This window comes from Aliarcobacter thereius LMG 24486, assembly GCF_004214815.1.
Lineage (GTDB): Bacteria > Campylobacterota > Campylobacteria > Campylobacterales > Arcobacteraceae > Aliarcobacter > Aliarcobacter thereius.
Genome location: NZ_CP035926.1, coordinates 1,168,935 through 1,184,972 on the forward strand (window position 1 = coordinate 1,168,935; position 16,038 = coordinate 1,184,972).

Genomic DNA, 16,038 nt, shown 5'->3' on the forward strand with positions numbered 1-16,038 from the left:
TAGGAGATAAAGTTAAAGCCATAAAAATAGAAGATTGAAAGTAAAAATAAATTACTCGTTCTATGGAGAAAAGTTAAATATAAAAGAATTAAGATTTCATATAATTATGATACTATTATAAATTAAAATGAGGAACTATACAAATGAACATATTTAATACTTTATTTATTTTAACCTTAATATTGTTTTTTAATGCTTGCAGTAGTAATACATCTAATTCAGTAAAAAAAGAAACAGAAAAGTTTTTTGGTGTTTCTCTTGAAGAGCCTTTTAATGAAGAAGGTTTTACATTAACTAGAATTGAAAATGATGAAAAATATTATGAAAAAAATATTTCTTATGAAAATTTAGTAAGAGTATGGCTGTTTACTAATAAAGAAAACAAAGTTCAACGAATAACAGCAGTCAGTAAAGAATTAAATCAGTTTGAAGACCCATATAGTTTAGCAAGTCCTTTATTACAAATAATAAGCCAAAAATATGGGCAACCAACTTGTGTTCAAAATTCTATTCCTTTTTTTGGAAAAGTAGGAGAATCTTGTGTTATTTATTATAAAGAAAAATACAAAATTGAATTAAAAGTATCTAACTTAATGAACCAAGGTAGTTTTTTTCTTATTATTGAAAATATAGATAAAAATGGAGAACTTTAAAATAAGTTGATTATGAATTAATTTAATATGTACTTATTATAAAAATAATCAAAGGGAGTGTTAAAAATTCTACGTCAATTTGATAAATTATTCTTAATTTTAATTCACCCCAAATAATGTTCAGTAATACTAGCTCTAAAATGTTTCATCTCCCAACTAACACCTTGTAATGCTTGTTCATAGCTGTAGTTATGTTTTTGATACTCTCTTACTCTATTTTGAGCAAATGTCCATCTAAATCCATGTGTTCCATGATGAGTTTGATTTAGTTTTATGCAAGTAGATTTTATATCATTTACATAATCTTGGTATTTGATTTTAAATACTTTTGTATGATTATCTATGAAGTAGTTTTCTAGTTCTTTATAAGTTTTAGTAGATATTAATATATCCCCTACTTTTCCACCTTTCTCTTTTGTTTCAATTACACCAACACTATTATTTGTAATATCATCAATTTTCATACCTCTTAGTTGTTCTTCTTTAATTAGTGTTACACCTTCAGCTCTAGCACCACCTTCTAGTTGAATTGAAGCTGCAAGTTTATGTTTAGGGTTTTGTAGATTATCAATAATTAGTTGTGGGTTTGAGTAAACTCTATTGTTATAATTATTTGCAACTAGGTTTAAATCTTTTGCATTACATAGAAGATATTGTCTAATATTAAAATCATAAGTTATAGGATTAGTTTCATATTTTAGTTTTGAGTAACGATTTAGTGCAAACTCTAGTTTACCTAAAGCAGATATTATTTTTTCTAAGTATTGTTTTGAGGGATAATATTCTATTTTATATTCAACATATGCTTTTATATGATCTTCATTTATTAGTTCAAAGTTTTTTAGTTTAAAGTGTTCTAATAAATAGTTAAAGAGGTTATTCCAGATATTTCTGTAGCTTTTCATAGTGTTAAACGAGCTAACACAGTTATAGTGAATATGGTTAGGATCAATTCTATTATGTTTTTTTGCACCTTCAAAGAAGATTGTTTTTGTTAATTCTGCACTTTGATAATATACACTTCCTCGCATTTTTATTTATCCTTTTTAAAAGGTATTCATAATTTCTGTTTTTGTTTGTTTTCCTATCTCTAAATCATAGGTTTGTGTTAAGTCCATCTATTTTTATTTTTACTTGTAAAAACATCAAATCAAGATTAGCATTTGCAATATAGCTGCTAATATCACTTCAAAAGAGCTTTTCTCTCTTACTACTTAAACAAATAAGTAGCTAAACAGTTTTATAAAGGCTGTGAACTTTACATATAACAAAATATGCTTCATAGTTTTTAGATAGTCTAGTTATAAAAGATTCTAGTAAACTTTAAATATCTAGCTTGGCTTTAGATCATTGTTCCAACTCAATGCTTGTGAATACAAGTTAATTTTTAATAAGAAAATTATGATGAAATTATAGTTGATATTTTGTAAAATGCAGTTGCTATTAGTTTATATTTTATAGTTGCAAATTTATTTGCCACTGTTTCCTTATTTTTATAAAACTATCTCAAAGCATTACTATTTAAAGCTTTTAAAGAAATAATTTACAATATATAAAAGCTTTGATTTTACAATCAAATTTACAAGATTTTACAGTTGAGTTTACAGAGATTTTTAATTAGTTTATAGAAATTTTATTGTTTTTTGATGATGTTTTTTAGATTGTCTGAATGAAGATTTATAGAATTATCAATATTGTTTTGCATAGACTATCTGGAAACTAATTTTTAACAATATTTTATTGTTTTAGGTTGGTTTGCTAGATTTAGCAAGATTTTTTATTTTTTTTATTTAGTTTATTTATAATTAAAGCAAGACATAACAAGATTATTGGGGGAAGGAATAATCCCAAAGCTGAACTTAACAACATTATCTCTCCTTTCTTAATAAGTCTTGTATGTACTTGAACATACTTGCAATAATTATACCATATATTCCAAGGAACCAAATTGTTTCAGCATTAGATGTTAAAATATCTGTTTCTGATAGCTTTGGATTTAGCCCTAATTCTGTAGCAAAAACTACTGATAGAGCAACAAGGAATATTGTTATAACTCCTGCAGAAGCTCCTATCATTATAGATCATAAGAAAATTAAATATTCTTTAAAGGCTCTACTGATAAGAACTTTTTTTATTTTTTTTCTAACTTTATTGCTAAAAATAACAATATATAAAAAGAAAAAAAATGTATATGTTAAATATACCATAAACACCTCCTTTGATGTTAGTTTGTTTCCTTAGAAACAATTTTTAAATAACTAACACAAAAAAGGATTTATTATAATTATAGTAGTGTAAGTACTAGCACATAAAAATCATTTTTTGTGCTAGTTAAAAACTTGCCTTAATGTTACAAAGCTAGTTGGAATTAATATTTAGAAATATTTGTCTTGACTTTTAGTGGCATTATAAGATATATTTTAAATAAATTCCCATTTTCTATAATCTATAAAATTATAAATAATCAGATAATGATAATATCTGTTATGCATAATAGTAGAAAACCTAACTATTGGCAAGATAGAGTTGAATTATAAGTTTTTAATTAACATAATAAGAAGATAAAAATGATAGAAAAAATAAATCAAAAAAATTTAGAGTTTCAAGAAGCTTTATCTAATCAAAATCATAAAAAAGCTTTAGAAGTAAGAGATGAATATCTAAATCTTACTCAAACACAATCTCATATAAAACATAATTATTTAAGAGAATTAATATACTTCTTAGAAGAATCAAACAATTTAGAACTTTTAATTAAATATTATGACAGTGATACAATTCCCGAAAACCAAAAACATTTTTTAGCATATAAAATTGCTAAATTATATATTCCAATAGATTATGAAAAAGCTTTGGAATATTCAAAAGATGATGAAATCAAATATCTAGTAGCAAAAGAGATAGCAAAAAAAGATTTTACCAAAGCACAAGTTTTAATAGATGAGATAGATAATTTATCTTTTTATTATGCTTACTTAGTTTTTACTTTGATATATAAAAATTTTGATAAAGATGAGATAGAAGAGCTAATAAAAGATTTAGATATAGCAAAAGAACAAATAAAAATAAGAAAAGATACTTATGTAGAGAGTTTATTGAAAATAGCATTTGAGTCATTTGAAAAATATCCAGATATTTTACAAAATATTTTAGATAGATTTAAAAATAGTTTAGAAGTTCCTAGTGATATTTTAGACTTACAAGTTTTAATAGCTGTAAAAAAATCAAAAGATGATTTTACAAATATTCCTAAATACATAGAAGAAATAGATGATTTAGATTTTATAAAAGCTAAAGTAATACTTCAAATAGTAGATTTTTATAAAGATGATATAGATAAAGTAATAGAATCTATTTTTATATCAATAGATAAATTTTATAATGATGCTATAAAATATGAAACTATTTATAATATCCAAAAAGTAACAAATAAAAATTATTCGCAAGAATTAAAAGAGTTATCAAAAAACATAAATTTAGATGATGATAGTATAAGTTTTGATAATGAAATATGGTTTGGGTTTTTAGTGGAGAAGTTAAATGGATAATACAATAGCAAAACTTTTAGATTTATTTAAACATATATCTAGAGATATAATGATTTATGCAATATCAGGATTTGTTGTAATAGTGAATTTTTTTATAATAGATAAGTTCTATTTGGGTGGTATATATTTTGGATTAATTGACAAATTAGAATATATATCTTTAATTATTTTTATTTTATCTTATGTAATAGGACATGTAATTATGAGTTTAATGCAAATAGTAGATTTTATTGAGCCTTGTATATATAAGTTATTTAAATTAAAAAATATTAATTTTAAAGATGAAGTGAAAATATTTAAAAAAAATCAAAATACTTATGATTATTTTATAGAAAGACAAAATCAATTAACTTATTTTAGATGGACTTTATCAGGAGCTTTTTTTATTTTAACACTAATAAATAGTTGGTATAAATATATCGAAAAGGTGGATATTTCTTTGTACTTTATTTTTATACCACTATTAATAGCAATATTTTTATTAATTTTGCATTATAGAACTGAAAAAGAATATATAAGAAAAATAAAATTATTGATAGACTCATAAAAAGTGGATTTCGTAAAAATTAAATATAAAAAAGGGGAATAAATGTTTTGTAAAGAATGTGGAACAGAAAATTTAGATATTGAAGTTGAGTGCAAAAAATGTAAAATAATAATAAACTCAAATCTTCCACTAGATGGAACTGAAAGAGTTATGATAATTGGGTTTTTTGTTGGATTAGCTGCAACAATATTTTTTGGAATTATTCCAATAATAATATGTTTAGGACTTATTTATATAATTAAAAAAGATAAAAGTATAAAATCTTTAGAAACTGCAAAAAAAGTTTTTTTAGGTTATTTAGTGATTTTAGGATTAATATTAAGTATCATTGTTTTGAAAGAACGAGCTACCTTTTATGAATCTACAAAAGAATACTATGATAAATATCAAAAAACTAATGATATGTACTATTTGAGAGAGTATGATAGATATAAACAACAATCGCCTATATTTTTAGCAACTGGATTAATAGTTGTTCCATTAGGAACTTATTTGATTTATTTTATATCAAATATTTTATTTTTTAATATCTTGAAAAGACATTCACAATGGATTTCATCTTATGGGCTATTTACTGACTATAAAGGTGAAAAATCTTTTATCGAGAAAACAACTGAAAAAATACAAACCATAAAAAAAGAACCATTAAATACAACTGATGAACTTCTAAAATGGGCTGAACTTAAAGAAAAAGGTTTAATAACAGATGAAGAGTTTCAAAAAGCTAAAGAAAAAATATTAGAAGGCAAATTATAATGATTTGTGAAAAATGTGATAAACAGATAGATGATGATGCAAAGTTTTGTTCTTTTTGTGGATATAAAATAGAAAAAAAGAGTGAAGAAGTAGAGATTCATAAATCAGAAGAAAATATTTCTAATAATATTGAAAAAGATTTGTTGTCTAAAGACAAAGAGTTAGAAATTAATACAAATTCAAAGTTAAAAAGTATTGTTTTTAGGATAATTGCTATTATTCTAGCCTATTTTGGATTTGTAGCAGTAAAAGTTGCACTAGTTCCTAAAGGTATATCCTTTGGAGAAACTACACTAACAAGTATGTTTGTTTTTCTTGCAATTTATAAAATAGTAGTTGGCTATTCTTTAAAAATAAAATCTTCAAAGAATATGGGAATTTGGTTTGTGATAATATCTATATTTTTAGTATTTATTTCTGTAAGATATGAGATTAAAGGAAATGATACATTTATTGCAGATGAGTTAAGTTATTTAAAAATTACAACTCCTAAAAAATTAGATGAAAATACAACTCTTTTAAGTGTAAATATAGATGGAATGAATGTTGAGTTTATATATTATATAGACAATGTAAATATAGATAATATGACAAAAGAAGTAAAAAATAATTTTGAGAAAACTGTAAAAACAGAACTTTGTAAAGAACAACTTTTTATTGAAGTAATGAACCATAATTATAATCTTAATATGAAATATTTGGATAAAAGTTATCAAATTATTGGTGAAGTTGAATTATCTAAAAATATATGTAAATAAAACATGAAAAAACTAAAATATATATTTTTTACAATACTAGCTATTTTTATATTTAGAAATAGCTAGTATTGACTTTTAGTGGCATTATAACATTTGTTAGATAAAATATGATGCAGAAAGTAGTTATAACCATTGGTTAGAAAAATTAGGTAAGAAATAAGGATAAAAATTGAAAAGACTATTAATTATATCAATTATACCTTTATTTGCTTTTTCAAAAAGTGTTTATAAAGGTACTTATGTTTGTAATGAAAAACAGCAAGTTACTATAGATAATAATAATTTGTATATTGGTAACAGTACATTTAATTATCAACAGACTAATAATAACTCAGATATTTTTATAAATGAAAATAAAAAAGATGCAGCAATTTTCTTTAAATCTCCAAGTGGTAATTTTACATTAAATATTTGGGATATGAATGAAATTATAAATAAAACTATGAGAAACCCATATGTGGGTAGTTGTTCAGAAATTAGATAAAGAATAATTATGAAATATATAGCAATTCTAATTTTTTTATTTGTAAATTTAAATGCCTCAATGGTTTTTTCTTGTTTCACAGAATTTATTATTCATGAAGGAAAAAGATATAGTCCTCCAGATAATATGAAAAAGTTTATGATAAGATTTAGTGATGATAAAAATATTTTAGTTTTTAAAACTCAAAATGGACAATCTCACTATAATTATAAAAGTTTTATACCCCCTACAGAAAATATAAAATCTATTGGTGTAAGTTATGAAAATGAAGGGAAATTTTTAGATATTTTTAATGATAATTACTTATATTTTGGATTTATAGATTCCGGATTAATGTTAAAAGCTAAATGTCCTTCAATGAATTTAAATATAAAAGTAATAGGAAAAAATTCAATAGGACAGACTATATATGGCTTTTAATAATCATTTAAAAGTAATTATTACATTAATATTGATTTCAATACCTTTATTCGCTAAAACATATTCAAAAGAAGATTGGAAAATATATAAAGGTTGTAAAGATAAGGTATATAATAAAATTGATAATATTTATGATAAAAAAGTCTGTAAATACATGTTAGATGATAAAGTCAATTTGAAAACATATGGTGCTAAAAAAATGTATAACTATTATGTTGAAAAATTATATTATTTTAAATGAATGAAGAAATTTTTACTTTAAAAGAGATGATTGGAGTTTTATTTACTAAAAAGGTAATGTTTTTTGAAAAATATAAAATTATATAAATTATTAAATATGAACGAATAATTATAAATTTATTAAAATATTTGTTTAAAATATATTCATTAAAGAGAAAGGAATATGAAAAATTTTTTTTATTTTTAGCACTAATAGTATCATCTATTTATGGTGAATCTAGAAAGATATTAAGGAATATCTATAAAGATAATCAAATAACTTTTTATTGTGGTTGTAAGTACGACCCATTGCATATATCGGAGCTACCTGACAGTGATGCTGGAGTTATACCGGACACTTTTGCAATGAGATTTTCTAGGGTGTAATTATAACATATTGTGTTCGGTAGAATTAATTTTCTTCAAATTTTTGATTTAAATTTGAGTATTTTGGTCTTAAAGAATCACCTTCAATTTCAATTCTATGAGATGAGTGTACTACTCTATCAAGTATTGCATCTGCAACAGTATTATTTTGCAAATATCCATACCAATCTTTAACTGGAGGTAGTGTTCAATATTCTGTGTCAGCATTAGATAATTCCTAAAATTATATCATAAATTTAAACTATCATCAAGCCGTCCTTCAAAGTGGATGGCTAGTTGAGACAGAGTTAAAATTCATTTGATATTTTCAATAAATCTTTGTCGATTATAAACATTTTTATATATTCAAATATTTTTTCATTTGCTTGTTTTCTTGATACAAATTTTTCATGATGAATTAATTCAGTTTTTAGAGAATGAAAAAAAACTTTCTGCAACAGCATTCTCAAAGAGAGTGCAAACACAAGTTCCTAGTAATCTCCTTTTTTACACATACTTTGAACTATTCCATATTTTTCTAAATATTTTATCTAAAAAGAATAATATGTCTATTTTTTACTCATTAGTACTTATATTTAACACAATATTATTTCTCTATCATTTATTTTTTAACCCTAACCAAAGCTGAACTCCAAACATTTTTATCTAATATATCTATTAATTTTGAGAAATTATCATTAGAGCTATTATCAACTGTTTTATCACTTATAATATCAAATGTTGGAAATTGTAATTTATCTTTATGCCAAATTACTATATACAAATCCTTTGTATCATCTTTACCATTTGTAGATGCAACTAACTCTAAATTTTCATCTAAAAACTGTGGTATTTTAATAGTTTTACCAAAATTATTTGGAATATTATCTACCATTAAAACAACTTCACCTTCATTATAAAGATTAAAGAAGCTTACATATCCACCCATTTTATTTGATTTTAAAGAGAGATAAAAAGCTTCATTATGTTTAAGGTTTGTTTTACTCGGCTTTAAGTTTAAATCTACATTTTGTTGTTCTACAAATAGTGCATCAATATTATCTTCACTCCATACCATAGATATGCCATTATTCTCTATAAAAAAGATATTATTGTTTTTATATAGTTTTAAATCTAAATCACAAGAAGCTAGTTTTTTTAAGTTTTCACCAAATGGTGTTTTATTTAAAAAAGATATTTTATTTGTACATAGTTTTTTATTACCAATTTTTTCAATAAACTTAACTCCAAATGGTCTTGTATCATATTTAACAGCAGCATAGTATCTATCTTTTATCTGTTCTGTTTTGATTACTTCAACACCAGCTAAAACTGTATTGCTTACACTTTTTATACTACTTTTTGCACTATGAGAGAAGTCATCATTTGACTCTTTTGTATCAATTTTTAGTTCTGATTTAATCTCTGATTGAATATAGCTAGAAATATCAGCTTTTGCTAAAGTTATTGCTTCTTCATAACTTTTTCCTACTCCATAACCAATTATCTCATAATCTTTTGAAGGAATTTTATAAAACCAAGTTGCATTTGCATTTACAAATGAAGCTAGTAATAAAACCATAAATATATTTTTAAAACTCAAGATTTATTTTTCCCTCTTTTGTTGGTTCTTGTTGATAAACATCTCCCATATTCCAAGATACATCTTTTACTTTTGTGTAAACTTTACTATATAGTAAATCTAAATCTAATTTATCTTCTTTTGCCATAGTTTCAACTAAATAGTAACTAAATAGCCTATGAGGTTTTTGGGGGTGTGCATTACTAAACTGATTATTTGTACCAGCTGTTAAAACTGTCATTTTATTTTGATTAAAATCTATTTTTTTTGTTCTAAAAAGTCCAGCAGCTACACCTTTATAGTTTGCTATATTATCTGTTTTACCACTAAAACAAGAATCCACAAATGCAACAACTTGTGAGGCATTACTATTTGATAATTTATAATATATATTTCTAGCTTTTAAGTTATCCTCTTTTGTAACATAATCAACTATTTTATCTTTTGGAAGCAAGTATGCTTCTCCTGATTTTGGGTCAGGAATACCATGACCTGAGTAATAGAAGTATACACTGTCACCTTGTTTTACATTTTTTAAAAATCTATCTAAATGATCATTTAAAGCTGTTGTTGTTGCTTTGCTATCTATATATACATAACTATTTCTTTGGCTAATACCCAATCTTTTTTGCATAGCTTGTGTAAATATCTCAGCAGAGTTTTTCGCATATAAAACACTATCTGTTTCATCATAATTCTCAACTGCAAAAACAAATAACCACTTTTTATTATCAATTGGTGCTTGTTTCATTTTTGCTACCATTGAAGCTAAATCATCTTTTCTATCACCTTTAAACTCAATTATTTTTGTTTCATATCTATCTATTAAGTTTGGGTTTTGAGGAATACTTTCAAGTTTTTTATCACTAAGAGCAACTTTAACAACTTCTGGTTTAAATGATTTATCTGTTAAAGTAGCACTATATGTACTAAATACTCCACCAAAGATATTGATTTCTTTTACATATAGTTCACCAGAGGCATTAAAACTAAAAATTATAGAGTGGTTTGACATATTTGGATTTTCAAAAAGTTTTTTAGCACTATTTGGATCTATTTTAAAACTAATATTTTGTTTAAAATCACTTCTTGCTCCATAAACCTCACCATGAGCAGTTTGTGTTTCTGCATCATAAGTGAGTGATTTTAAAAGAGGTTTCCCAAAAAGAGTATTAATATACTCTTGCATAAGTTCTAATCGCATATTTTCAACATTTGCTCTTCTTTCTTCTAACTTTTTATTTCTAAGCTCAACATCTTTTCTATATTTATCTTGTAACTGTTCAATCTCTTTCTCTCTTTTTGCTCTTGTGTTTTCAACTCTTTGTTCAAACTCTTTTTTTGTTTCAAATTGACTCTTTACTAAATCTTCTTGTGGTGGTAAAGTTGGAGTTGGAACTAAAGGAAGTGTTAGATAATCATCTAAAGATTTTTGAACTATATTTGAGATATCTTTAAAATTATATTTATTATTGTAAATTTTTTTAAAATTAAAAATTTTTATTGTTTCATCATCACTTCCAGAGACTATATAGTTATTATCATTACTTATTGCTACAGAATATGTAGTGCTATAATAATTATAGCCTCTAAAAGTTTTTAAAAGTTTTCCACTATTTACATCCCAAAGTTTAACTGTATTATTCCGATCTCCAGAAACTACATATCTACTGTCGTTACTTATTGCAACAGAATTAACTTTATATGAATATCCACTAAATGTTTTTAAAAGTTTTCCACTATTTACATCCCAAAGTTTAATAGTACTATCACCACTTCCAGAGACTATATACTTATTATCACTACTTATAACAACTGAATTAACCCTTTCTAAATGTCCACTAAAAGTTTTTAAAAGTTTCCCACTATTTACATCCCAAAGTTTAATAGTATAATCCCCACTTCCAGAGACTATATACTTATCATCTCTACTTATAGCAACTGAATCAATACGGTTTGAATGTCCACTAAATGTTTTTAAAAGCTTTCCACTTTTTATTTCCCAAAGTTTAATAGTACTATCATAACCTCCAGTAGAGACTATATATCTACTATCACTACTTATAGCAACTGAATTAACCCTACCTAAATGTCCACTAAAAGTTTTTAAAAGTTTCCCACTATTTACATCCCAAAGTTTAATAGTATAATCCCCACTTCCAGAGACTATATACTTATTATCTCTACTTATAGCAACAGATTCAACACTTTCTGAATGTCCATAAAAAGTTTTTAAAAGTTTCCCACTATTTACATCCCAAAGTTTAACTGTATTATCCCGACTTCCAGAAACTATATATCTATTATCACTACTTATAACAACAGAATAAACACTATTTGAATGACCATTTAAAGTTTTATAGAAATCTGAATTGCCATTCCATTTAATATCAAAATTTGATAATTTTTCTTCATTTTTTATTTCTGGCTTTGGCTCAATTATTTCTGGCTTTGGCTCAATTATTTCTGGCTTTGGCTCAATTATTTCTGGCTTTGGCTCAGTTGTAGAACATCCAATAAATAAAAATATAATAGATATTATTAGTAATATTTTTTTCAAAAGCTTTCTCCTAGTCCATTTTTAATCGTAGATTTTAGCAAATTGTTCTTAAATTTGTTTGAAATATTCAATTTTTATCTTTTCCATTATTTCTCTTTTATTAAAATTATTTTATATTTGTAATTTTAAAGTAAAACCCAAAGCTATTAACTCTTTTCCTTGTTAGAGGTTTATCAAAAATATCTAGTTTTTTAGATAGTTTTTCTATTTTTTTAATGTCTTTTTGCTCTAAATTATTTTCTATTAAAATCAAAGTTTATCTCTTGTTCTATTATCAATCCTTGATATTATTTTATTAGATTGACACGGAATTTCTAACACTCCCTTTTTTATTTATTTTATTAATTTTAACATTGTGGATTCAAATTTCATTAATATTTTTTTAAATAAAAGATTAAATTAGACAAAATTTTGAGAATTATAGTATTTAAGGTTTTTAAGCACCTGAGTTAGACCTGTTGCTATTTTGTCTATTATTAGGGGGGAATAGAAAATAAACTAACTCAAGTAAAATTATTATAATATTTTAATCTTAATCTATTTTTATTTTATATATGGATTAAAGTTACCTTGAATTTTAGCGACCCTTTTATTTTTTTCAATTTCCCATTCACTTATTGGGTCTTGTTTATTCCAAGCTTCCATTAGTTTTCTTTCTTGGTTTGAAAGTTTTATATTATATTTATCGCTCATATAAAGATAAATCCTAGCAATATCACCTCTTATCTCTTTTCTTGGGTATGCTCTTCTATCTTTAAAGTTTACTTCAAACTCACAGTTACCATACATTCCTTTTTTTGGTAAATCAGCACCATATCTATAATTACTTCTATCTGCATTTACTTCACCAATAGCAGGAACTAAGTTATGCATATCAGCTTCCATTTGATTAAATAGTTTATCTTTGCTACAAGCTTTTCTTCCACCCTCTTTCCAACAAGGTAAATGTCTTCCAAAGTTTTCAGCAGGAAATACATGCTCCCACTCTACTCTTTTTGCTCTAACATTTTCATTACCTTTTTTTGTGAAAGCATTTCTGGGAGTATAATATCTATCATTTTGAATAATTAAAGTAACTTCTTTATTTTTAACTCTAGTTATCTCATAAGGGTTAGAGCAATAAAAGCTTACTTTATTATCATGATATATCTGTTTTAATAGTATCTTTTTTGATTTACTAAAATTATTAGCAAATAGTGAAATTGAAATAGTTATAAGTAGTATTATAATTTTATTCATATTTGATTTTACCTTGTGAAATATAGTTTAATTTATTTAATATTTTGTATAGTGTACTAAATTAATTTTAAACTAAAAGGATATTGATGAAAAAAGTAATTCAAATTCTAATAATTTGTGTATCAATTATACTCTTAGGTTGTACAAATAAAAATCAATCAGTTAAAAATAGTAATGTAAATAGTAGTAAAATAAATACTGAGTTATACTATTTTGGAAATAAAAGTGATTATATTAAAAAACTTACATTTTTTTATGGTTTAAATAAACAAATTGTTTTTTACATAGATAAATTTCCATATAAACAAGAGTTTGATTTATGTAAAAATAGTAATAGTTCATGTAAAAGCTACTTCTATTTAAAAGAAGAAAAATCAAGTACAACAATATATCTTCCAAAAGTTAGTATTACTTTTCCAGATAGAAGTAAATTTGATACATATGGCACATTTTTAACAAATGGAATGAATATTATTGAAAGAATAAAACCTATTAAAATTTTAATAGAATAAAAATTATAAATATTTTTGAGCGATTTTTCTTATAAAATTGAAAATTGTATAATGTTGTTTGTTGGTTTTTTACTAAAAAATAGCCAATTAATTCTGACTACTTTATAAAATCTATTCAATGAAAAATTAAACTGCTAAGATTTTATTCTGAAGTCTTTCAATGTCTGCTAGTGTAGTTTTATGAACACTTCTATCTCTATTCTTTAGAGATATTTTTGCAGCTAGATATTTATCAGATGCAGTATAAGTTTTAATAGCTTGATAATTTGAAGAATTCTTAAATTCAGATACTTTTTTTAATATATCTGGTTTAATATTTTGTTTTAAATAATCTTCTAAACTCATAAAATTTCTCCTGCCAATAAAATATAAAATTGTTTTTCATCTACATCTTCGTGAATTATATCATTTTCTCTATCAAAAATATTTAAAATGATAGCATCTTGAAAAATAGATTTAATAAGTAATGTTGTATCGAATGAATTTTTAAAACTACTTTTGACAACATCTAAAGGAACTTTCCTTTTTGTAATTGATTCTCTTTGTTTAGCAAATTCAAAACTTTTTTGAATATCTCTAAAAATATAGTTTATTTCAACTACATAACCTTTGTCTAAAAGTCTTTGAATATTACTTTGAGCAATAGTAGCTTCAGCAAAATTTGAATCTAATATAAAAGAATAACCTTTTTTAGTTGCTCTATCAAATAACCAATTTACACCTTTTGAAGCTGGTTTTTGATAATCACTTGAATTTGTGCCATTATATCCAATAGGTGAGAAGAACTCTCTAATATAATCAATATCCATGTGTAATAAAAAAGGTTCTTTCTCTTTTCTACTTATTGCATATTCTGTTTTACCTGCTCCGCTTGCACCTGCTGTAAAAATTGCAGTTTTTATATCGTGGACTTCATAACCACATAAATATTTTTCTAAAAAATCTTTTTTGTTTTCTTTTAAATATTTTAAAGCCTGATCTTCTGTTTTATTCATAATTTAAATCTTTACCTTTTATTGATTGATTTAATTATAATGTTTTATTATAAAATTTAAAATTATAGATTCTAGTAAGGTTGGCAAGATAATATCTATATTTTTAGAATTTATTTGAAAATATTTTTTAAAGCTATCTAAATCATAAGTAGTTGCTTATGTTTAAATAGTTTTAAAATGGTATTTTTAGTTCTATAAATTCATTACATTTTTTATTAAATTAAGATATATTTTCCAAGATTTTTATAAATTATGCACTTCAAGTACTTAAAAATCATACTTTTTCTGATAAAATGCAAAATTATATTTTAATATGGAGATTTTAAATGAATAAAAATGAATTTATTGATGCAGTTGCAGAAAAAAGTGGTTTAACAAAAAAAGACTCAAAAGCTGCTGTTGATGCTGTATTGGAAACTATTACAGAAGCTTTAGTTAAAAAAGATTCGGTTGCATTTGTTGGATTTGGAACATTCTTAGTAGGACAAAGAGCTGCTAGAGTTGCACAAGTTCCAGGAACTGGAAAAACTGTAAATGTACCTGCTACAACTGTTGCTAAATTTAAAGTTGGAAAAGCTTTAAAAGAAGCAGTTGCTAGTTCTAAATAATTAGATAATTAAATCTATTTAGCCACTTCAGAGATGAAGTGGTTTTAATTATTAAACAAGCCCAACTTTACCAACAACTTTACCTAAGATTTGAATAGTATCAAGTTCACTTTTTTGTATTATTTCACTATTATAGTTTTTGTTATCACTTATTAACTCTATTGAACCATCAATTTTTAAAGATACTCTTTTTACAAACAATCCTATATTTGTAGATACTATAAATATTCCACCTTTTGAGATATCTGTATTATCTTTATCAAATAAAATTATCTCTTTATCATTTAGTGTTGGCTCCATTGAATCACCAGTTACATTTAAAGCAATAATAGATTCAGTTTTACTAGAGTTTGATTTATATAAAGAGTTTAATATATTTTTATCAATATTTAGATACTCAAAATTCTCATCATAATTAAATCCCCCTCCTCCAGCACTTGCATTTATATTTATAAAGTGTTTTACTCTTATATATTTTTCTGTTTGTTCTTCTAGTGATTTTGGAAGTTGATCAAATAAAACCCAATTAATAGAAATTTTTCTTTTTGCACAAAACTTTGCAATTTGTTCATAAGGAATAGAATTTTTCTTTTTCATAATAGATAATGACTCTTTAGATATATTTAAAGAAGCTGCTACATCTTTATCAAATACTTTTTTATTATCTAATTCATTTGATAATATATCTTTTAATTTATCAATAATCTCATTAATATGCATATCTTACCTTTTTAGTTAAATATTATTTAACTTTTTAATTCATCTGTGCAATTATAATTATAATTTCTTTA

Annotated in this window: 20 protein-coding genes and 1 pseudogene; 10 read left to right on the top strand and 11 right to left on the bottom strand. The window is 24.1% G+C overall.

What is annotated here, in order from left to right:
* Nucleotides 1–143: 143 nt before the first annotated feature.
* Entirely contained in the window at nt 144–653 is a 510-nt protein-coding gene (locus ATH_RS06015) for a hypothetical protein (RefSeq protein ID WP_066390296.1), read from the top strand.
* Between the two features lie 104 nt (nt 654–757).
* Here the strand turns inward: ATH_RS06015 and ATH_RS06020 are convergent, their stop codons facing one another.
* Both ATH_RS06020 and ATH_RS06025 read right to left on the bottom strand, forming a co-directional pair.
* Nucleotides 758–1,684: a site-specific integrase gene (locus ATH_RS06020; protein ID WP_066390294.1), complete on the bottom strand. Its 927-nt coding sequence runs from the start codon at nt 1,682–1,684 to the stop codon at nt 758–760.
* 837 nt (nt 1,685–2,521) lie between these two features.
* The gene (locus ATH_RS06025; RefSeq protein ID WP_066390292.1) at nt 2,522–2,728 is read right to left on the bottom strand and encodes a hypothetical protein; all 207 of its coding nucleotides are present in this window, start codon (nt 2,726–2,728) and stop codon (nt 2,522–2,524) included.
* A 492-nt stretch (nt 2,729–3,220) separates the two neighbouring features.
* Here ATH_RS06025 and ATH_RS06035 point away from each other — a divergent pair, with 492 nt between their 5' ends.
* The 7 genes from ATH_RS06035 to ATH_RS06065 all read left to right on the top strand — a co-directional run bounded on the left by ATH_RS06035 (nt 3,221) and on the right by ATH_RS06065 (nt 7,407).
* A complete protein-coding gene (locus tag ATH_RS06035; RefSeq protein ID WP_066390289.1) occupies nt 3,221–4,201 on the top strand; it encodes a hypothetical protein in 981 nt (326 codons plus the stop codon).
* Nucleotides 4,194–4,748 (top strand): hypothetical protein, encoded by a 555-nt coding sequence (locus tag ATH_RS06040; protein WP_066387212.1) that lies wholly within the window; start codon nt 4,194–4,196, stop codon nt 4,746–4,748. Before ATH_RS06035 ends, ATH_RS06040 begins: the two co-directional genes overlap by 8 nt.
* Before the next feature lie 42 nt (nt 4,749–4,790).
* A complete protein-coding gene (locus ATH_RS09955; RefSeq protein ID WP_066390288.1) occupies nt 4,791–5,504 on the top strand; it encodes an SHOCT domain-containing protein in 714 nt (237 codons plus the stop codon).
* Nucleotides 5,504–6,262: a zinc ribbon domain-containing protein gene (locus ATH_RS06050; RefSeq protein WP_066387205.1), complete on the top strand. Its 759-nt coding sequence runs from the start codon at nt 5,504–5,506 to the stop codon at nt 6,260–6,262. The genes ATH_RS09955 and ATH_RS06050 overlap by 1 nt, the downstream gene beginning before the upstream one ends.
* 169 nt (nt 6,263–6,431) lie before the next feature.
* A complete protein-coding gene (locus ATH_RS06055) occupies nt 6,432–6,746 on the top strand; it encodes a hypothetical protein (protein ID WP_066390287.1) in 315 nt (104 codons plus the stop codon).
* A gap of 9 nt (nt 6,747–6,755) precedes the next feature.
* Nucleotides 6,756–7,166: a hypothetical protein gene (locus ATH_RS06060; protein ID WP_066390285.1), complete on the top strand. Its 411-nt coding sequence runs from the start codon at nt 6,756–6,758 to the stop codon at nt 7,164–7,166.
* Entirely contained in the window at nt 7,156–7,407 is a 252-nt protein-coding gene (locus ATH_RS06065) for a hypothetical protein (RefSeq protein ID WP_066387200.1), read from the top strand. Before ATH_RS06060 ends, ATH_RS06065 begins: the two co-directional genes overlap by 11 nt.
* A 390-nt stretch (nt 7,408–7,797) precedes the next feature.
* On the opposite strand, the pseudogene ATH_RS06070 reads toward ATH_RS06065, so the two are convergent.
* The 6 genes and pseudogenes from ATH_RS06070 to ATH_RS06090 all read right to left on the bottom strand — a co-directional run.
* Nucleotides 7,798–7,938 (bottom strand): annotated as a pseudogene (locus ATH_RS06070) (ATP-binding protein); the annotation flags it as partial.
* Between the two features lie 121 nt (nt 7,939–8,059).
* Entirely contained in the window at nt 8,060–8,209 is a 150-nt protein-coding gene (locus tag ATH_RS06075; protein ID WP_165595954.1) for an IS3 family transposase, read from the bottom strand.
* Between the two features lie 164 nt (nt 8,210–8,373).
* On the bottom strand, nt 8,374–9,354 hold the full coding sequence (locus ATH_RS06080; RefSeq protein WP_066390284.1) for an LPP20 family lipoprotein: 981 nt from the start codon (nt 9,352–9,354) through the stop codon (nt 8,374–8,376).
* Complete coding sequence (locus tag ATH_RS06085) at nt 9,344–11,893, bottom strand: caspase family protein (RefSeq protein ID WP_066390283.1); 2,550 nt, start codon at nt 11,891–11,893, stop codon at nt 9,344–9,346. Before ATH_RS06085 ends, ATH_RS06080 begins: the two co-directional genes overlap by 11 nt.
* Before the next feature lie 106 nt (nt 11,894–11,999).
* Nucleotides 12,000–12,146: a hypothetical protein gene (locus tag ATH_RS09880; RefSeq protein ID WP_170167570.1), complete on the bottom strand. Its 147-nt coding sequence runs from the start codon at nt 12,144–12,146 to the stop codon at nt 12,000–12,002.
* A gap of 290 nt (nt 12,147–12,436) precedes the next feature.
* Nucleotides 12,437–13,132 carry an endonuclease gene (locus ATH_RS06090; RefSeq protein ID WP_066390282.1) on the bottom strand — a complete coding sequence of 232 codons (696 nt, stop codon included), beginning with the start codon at nt 13,130–13,132 and terminating at the stop codon, nt 12,437–12,439.
* Nucleotides 13,133–13,218: 86 nt separating this feature from the next.
* Between ATH_RS06090 and ATH_RS06095 the strand changes: the two genes are divergently transcribed.
* Nucleotides 13,219–13,644, top strand: a complete 426-nt coding sequence (locus tag ATH_RS06095; protein ID WP_066390280.1) for a hypothetical protein — start codon at nt 13,219–13,221, stop codon at nt 13,642–13,644.
* A gap of 126 nt (nt 13,645–13,770) precedes the next feature.
* Here ATH_RS06095 and ATH_RS06100 read toward each other — a convergent pair whose 3' ends face one another.
* Nucleotides 13,771–13,989 (bottom strand): hypothetical protein, encoded by a 219-nt coding sequence (locus ATH_RS06100; protein WP_066390278.1) that lies wholly within the window; start codon nt 13,987–13,989, stop codon nt 13,771–13,773.
* Nucleotides 13,986–14,639 (bottom strand): zeta toxin family protein, encoded by a 654-nt coding sequence (locus ATH_RS06105; RefSeq protein ID WP_066390277.1) that lies wholly within the window; start codon nt 14,637–14,639, stop codon nt 13,986–13,988. The genes ATH_RS06100 and ATH_RS06105 overlap by 4 nt, the downstream gene beginning before the upstream one ends.
* Nucleotides 14,640–14,965: 326 nt before the next feature.
* On the opposite strand from ATH_RS06105, the gene ATH_RS06110 reads away from it, so the two are divergent.
* Complete coding sequence (locus tag ATH_RS06110) at nt 14,966–15,247, top strand: HU family DNA-binding protein (protein WP_066390276.1); 282 nt, start codon at nt 14,966–14,968, stop codon at nt 15,245–15,247.
* A 51-nt stretch (nt 15,248–15,298) separates the two neighbouring features.
* Here ATH_RS06110 and ATH_RS06115 read toward each other — a convergent pair whose 3' ends face one another.
* Nucleotides 15,299–15,967 (bottom strand): LexA family transcriptional regulator, encoded by a 669-nt coding sequence (locus ATH_RS06115; protein WP_066390274.1) that lies wholly within the window; start codon nt 15,965–15,967, stop codon nt 15,299–15,301.
* Between the last annotated feature and the right edge of the window lie 71 nt (nt 15,968–16,038).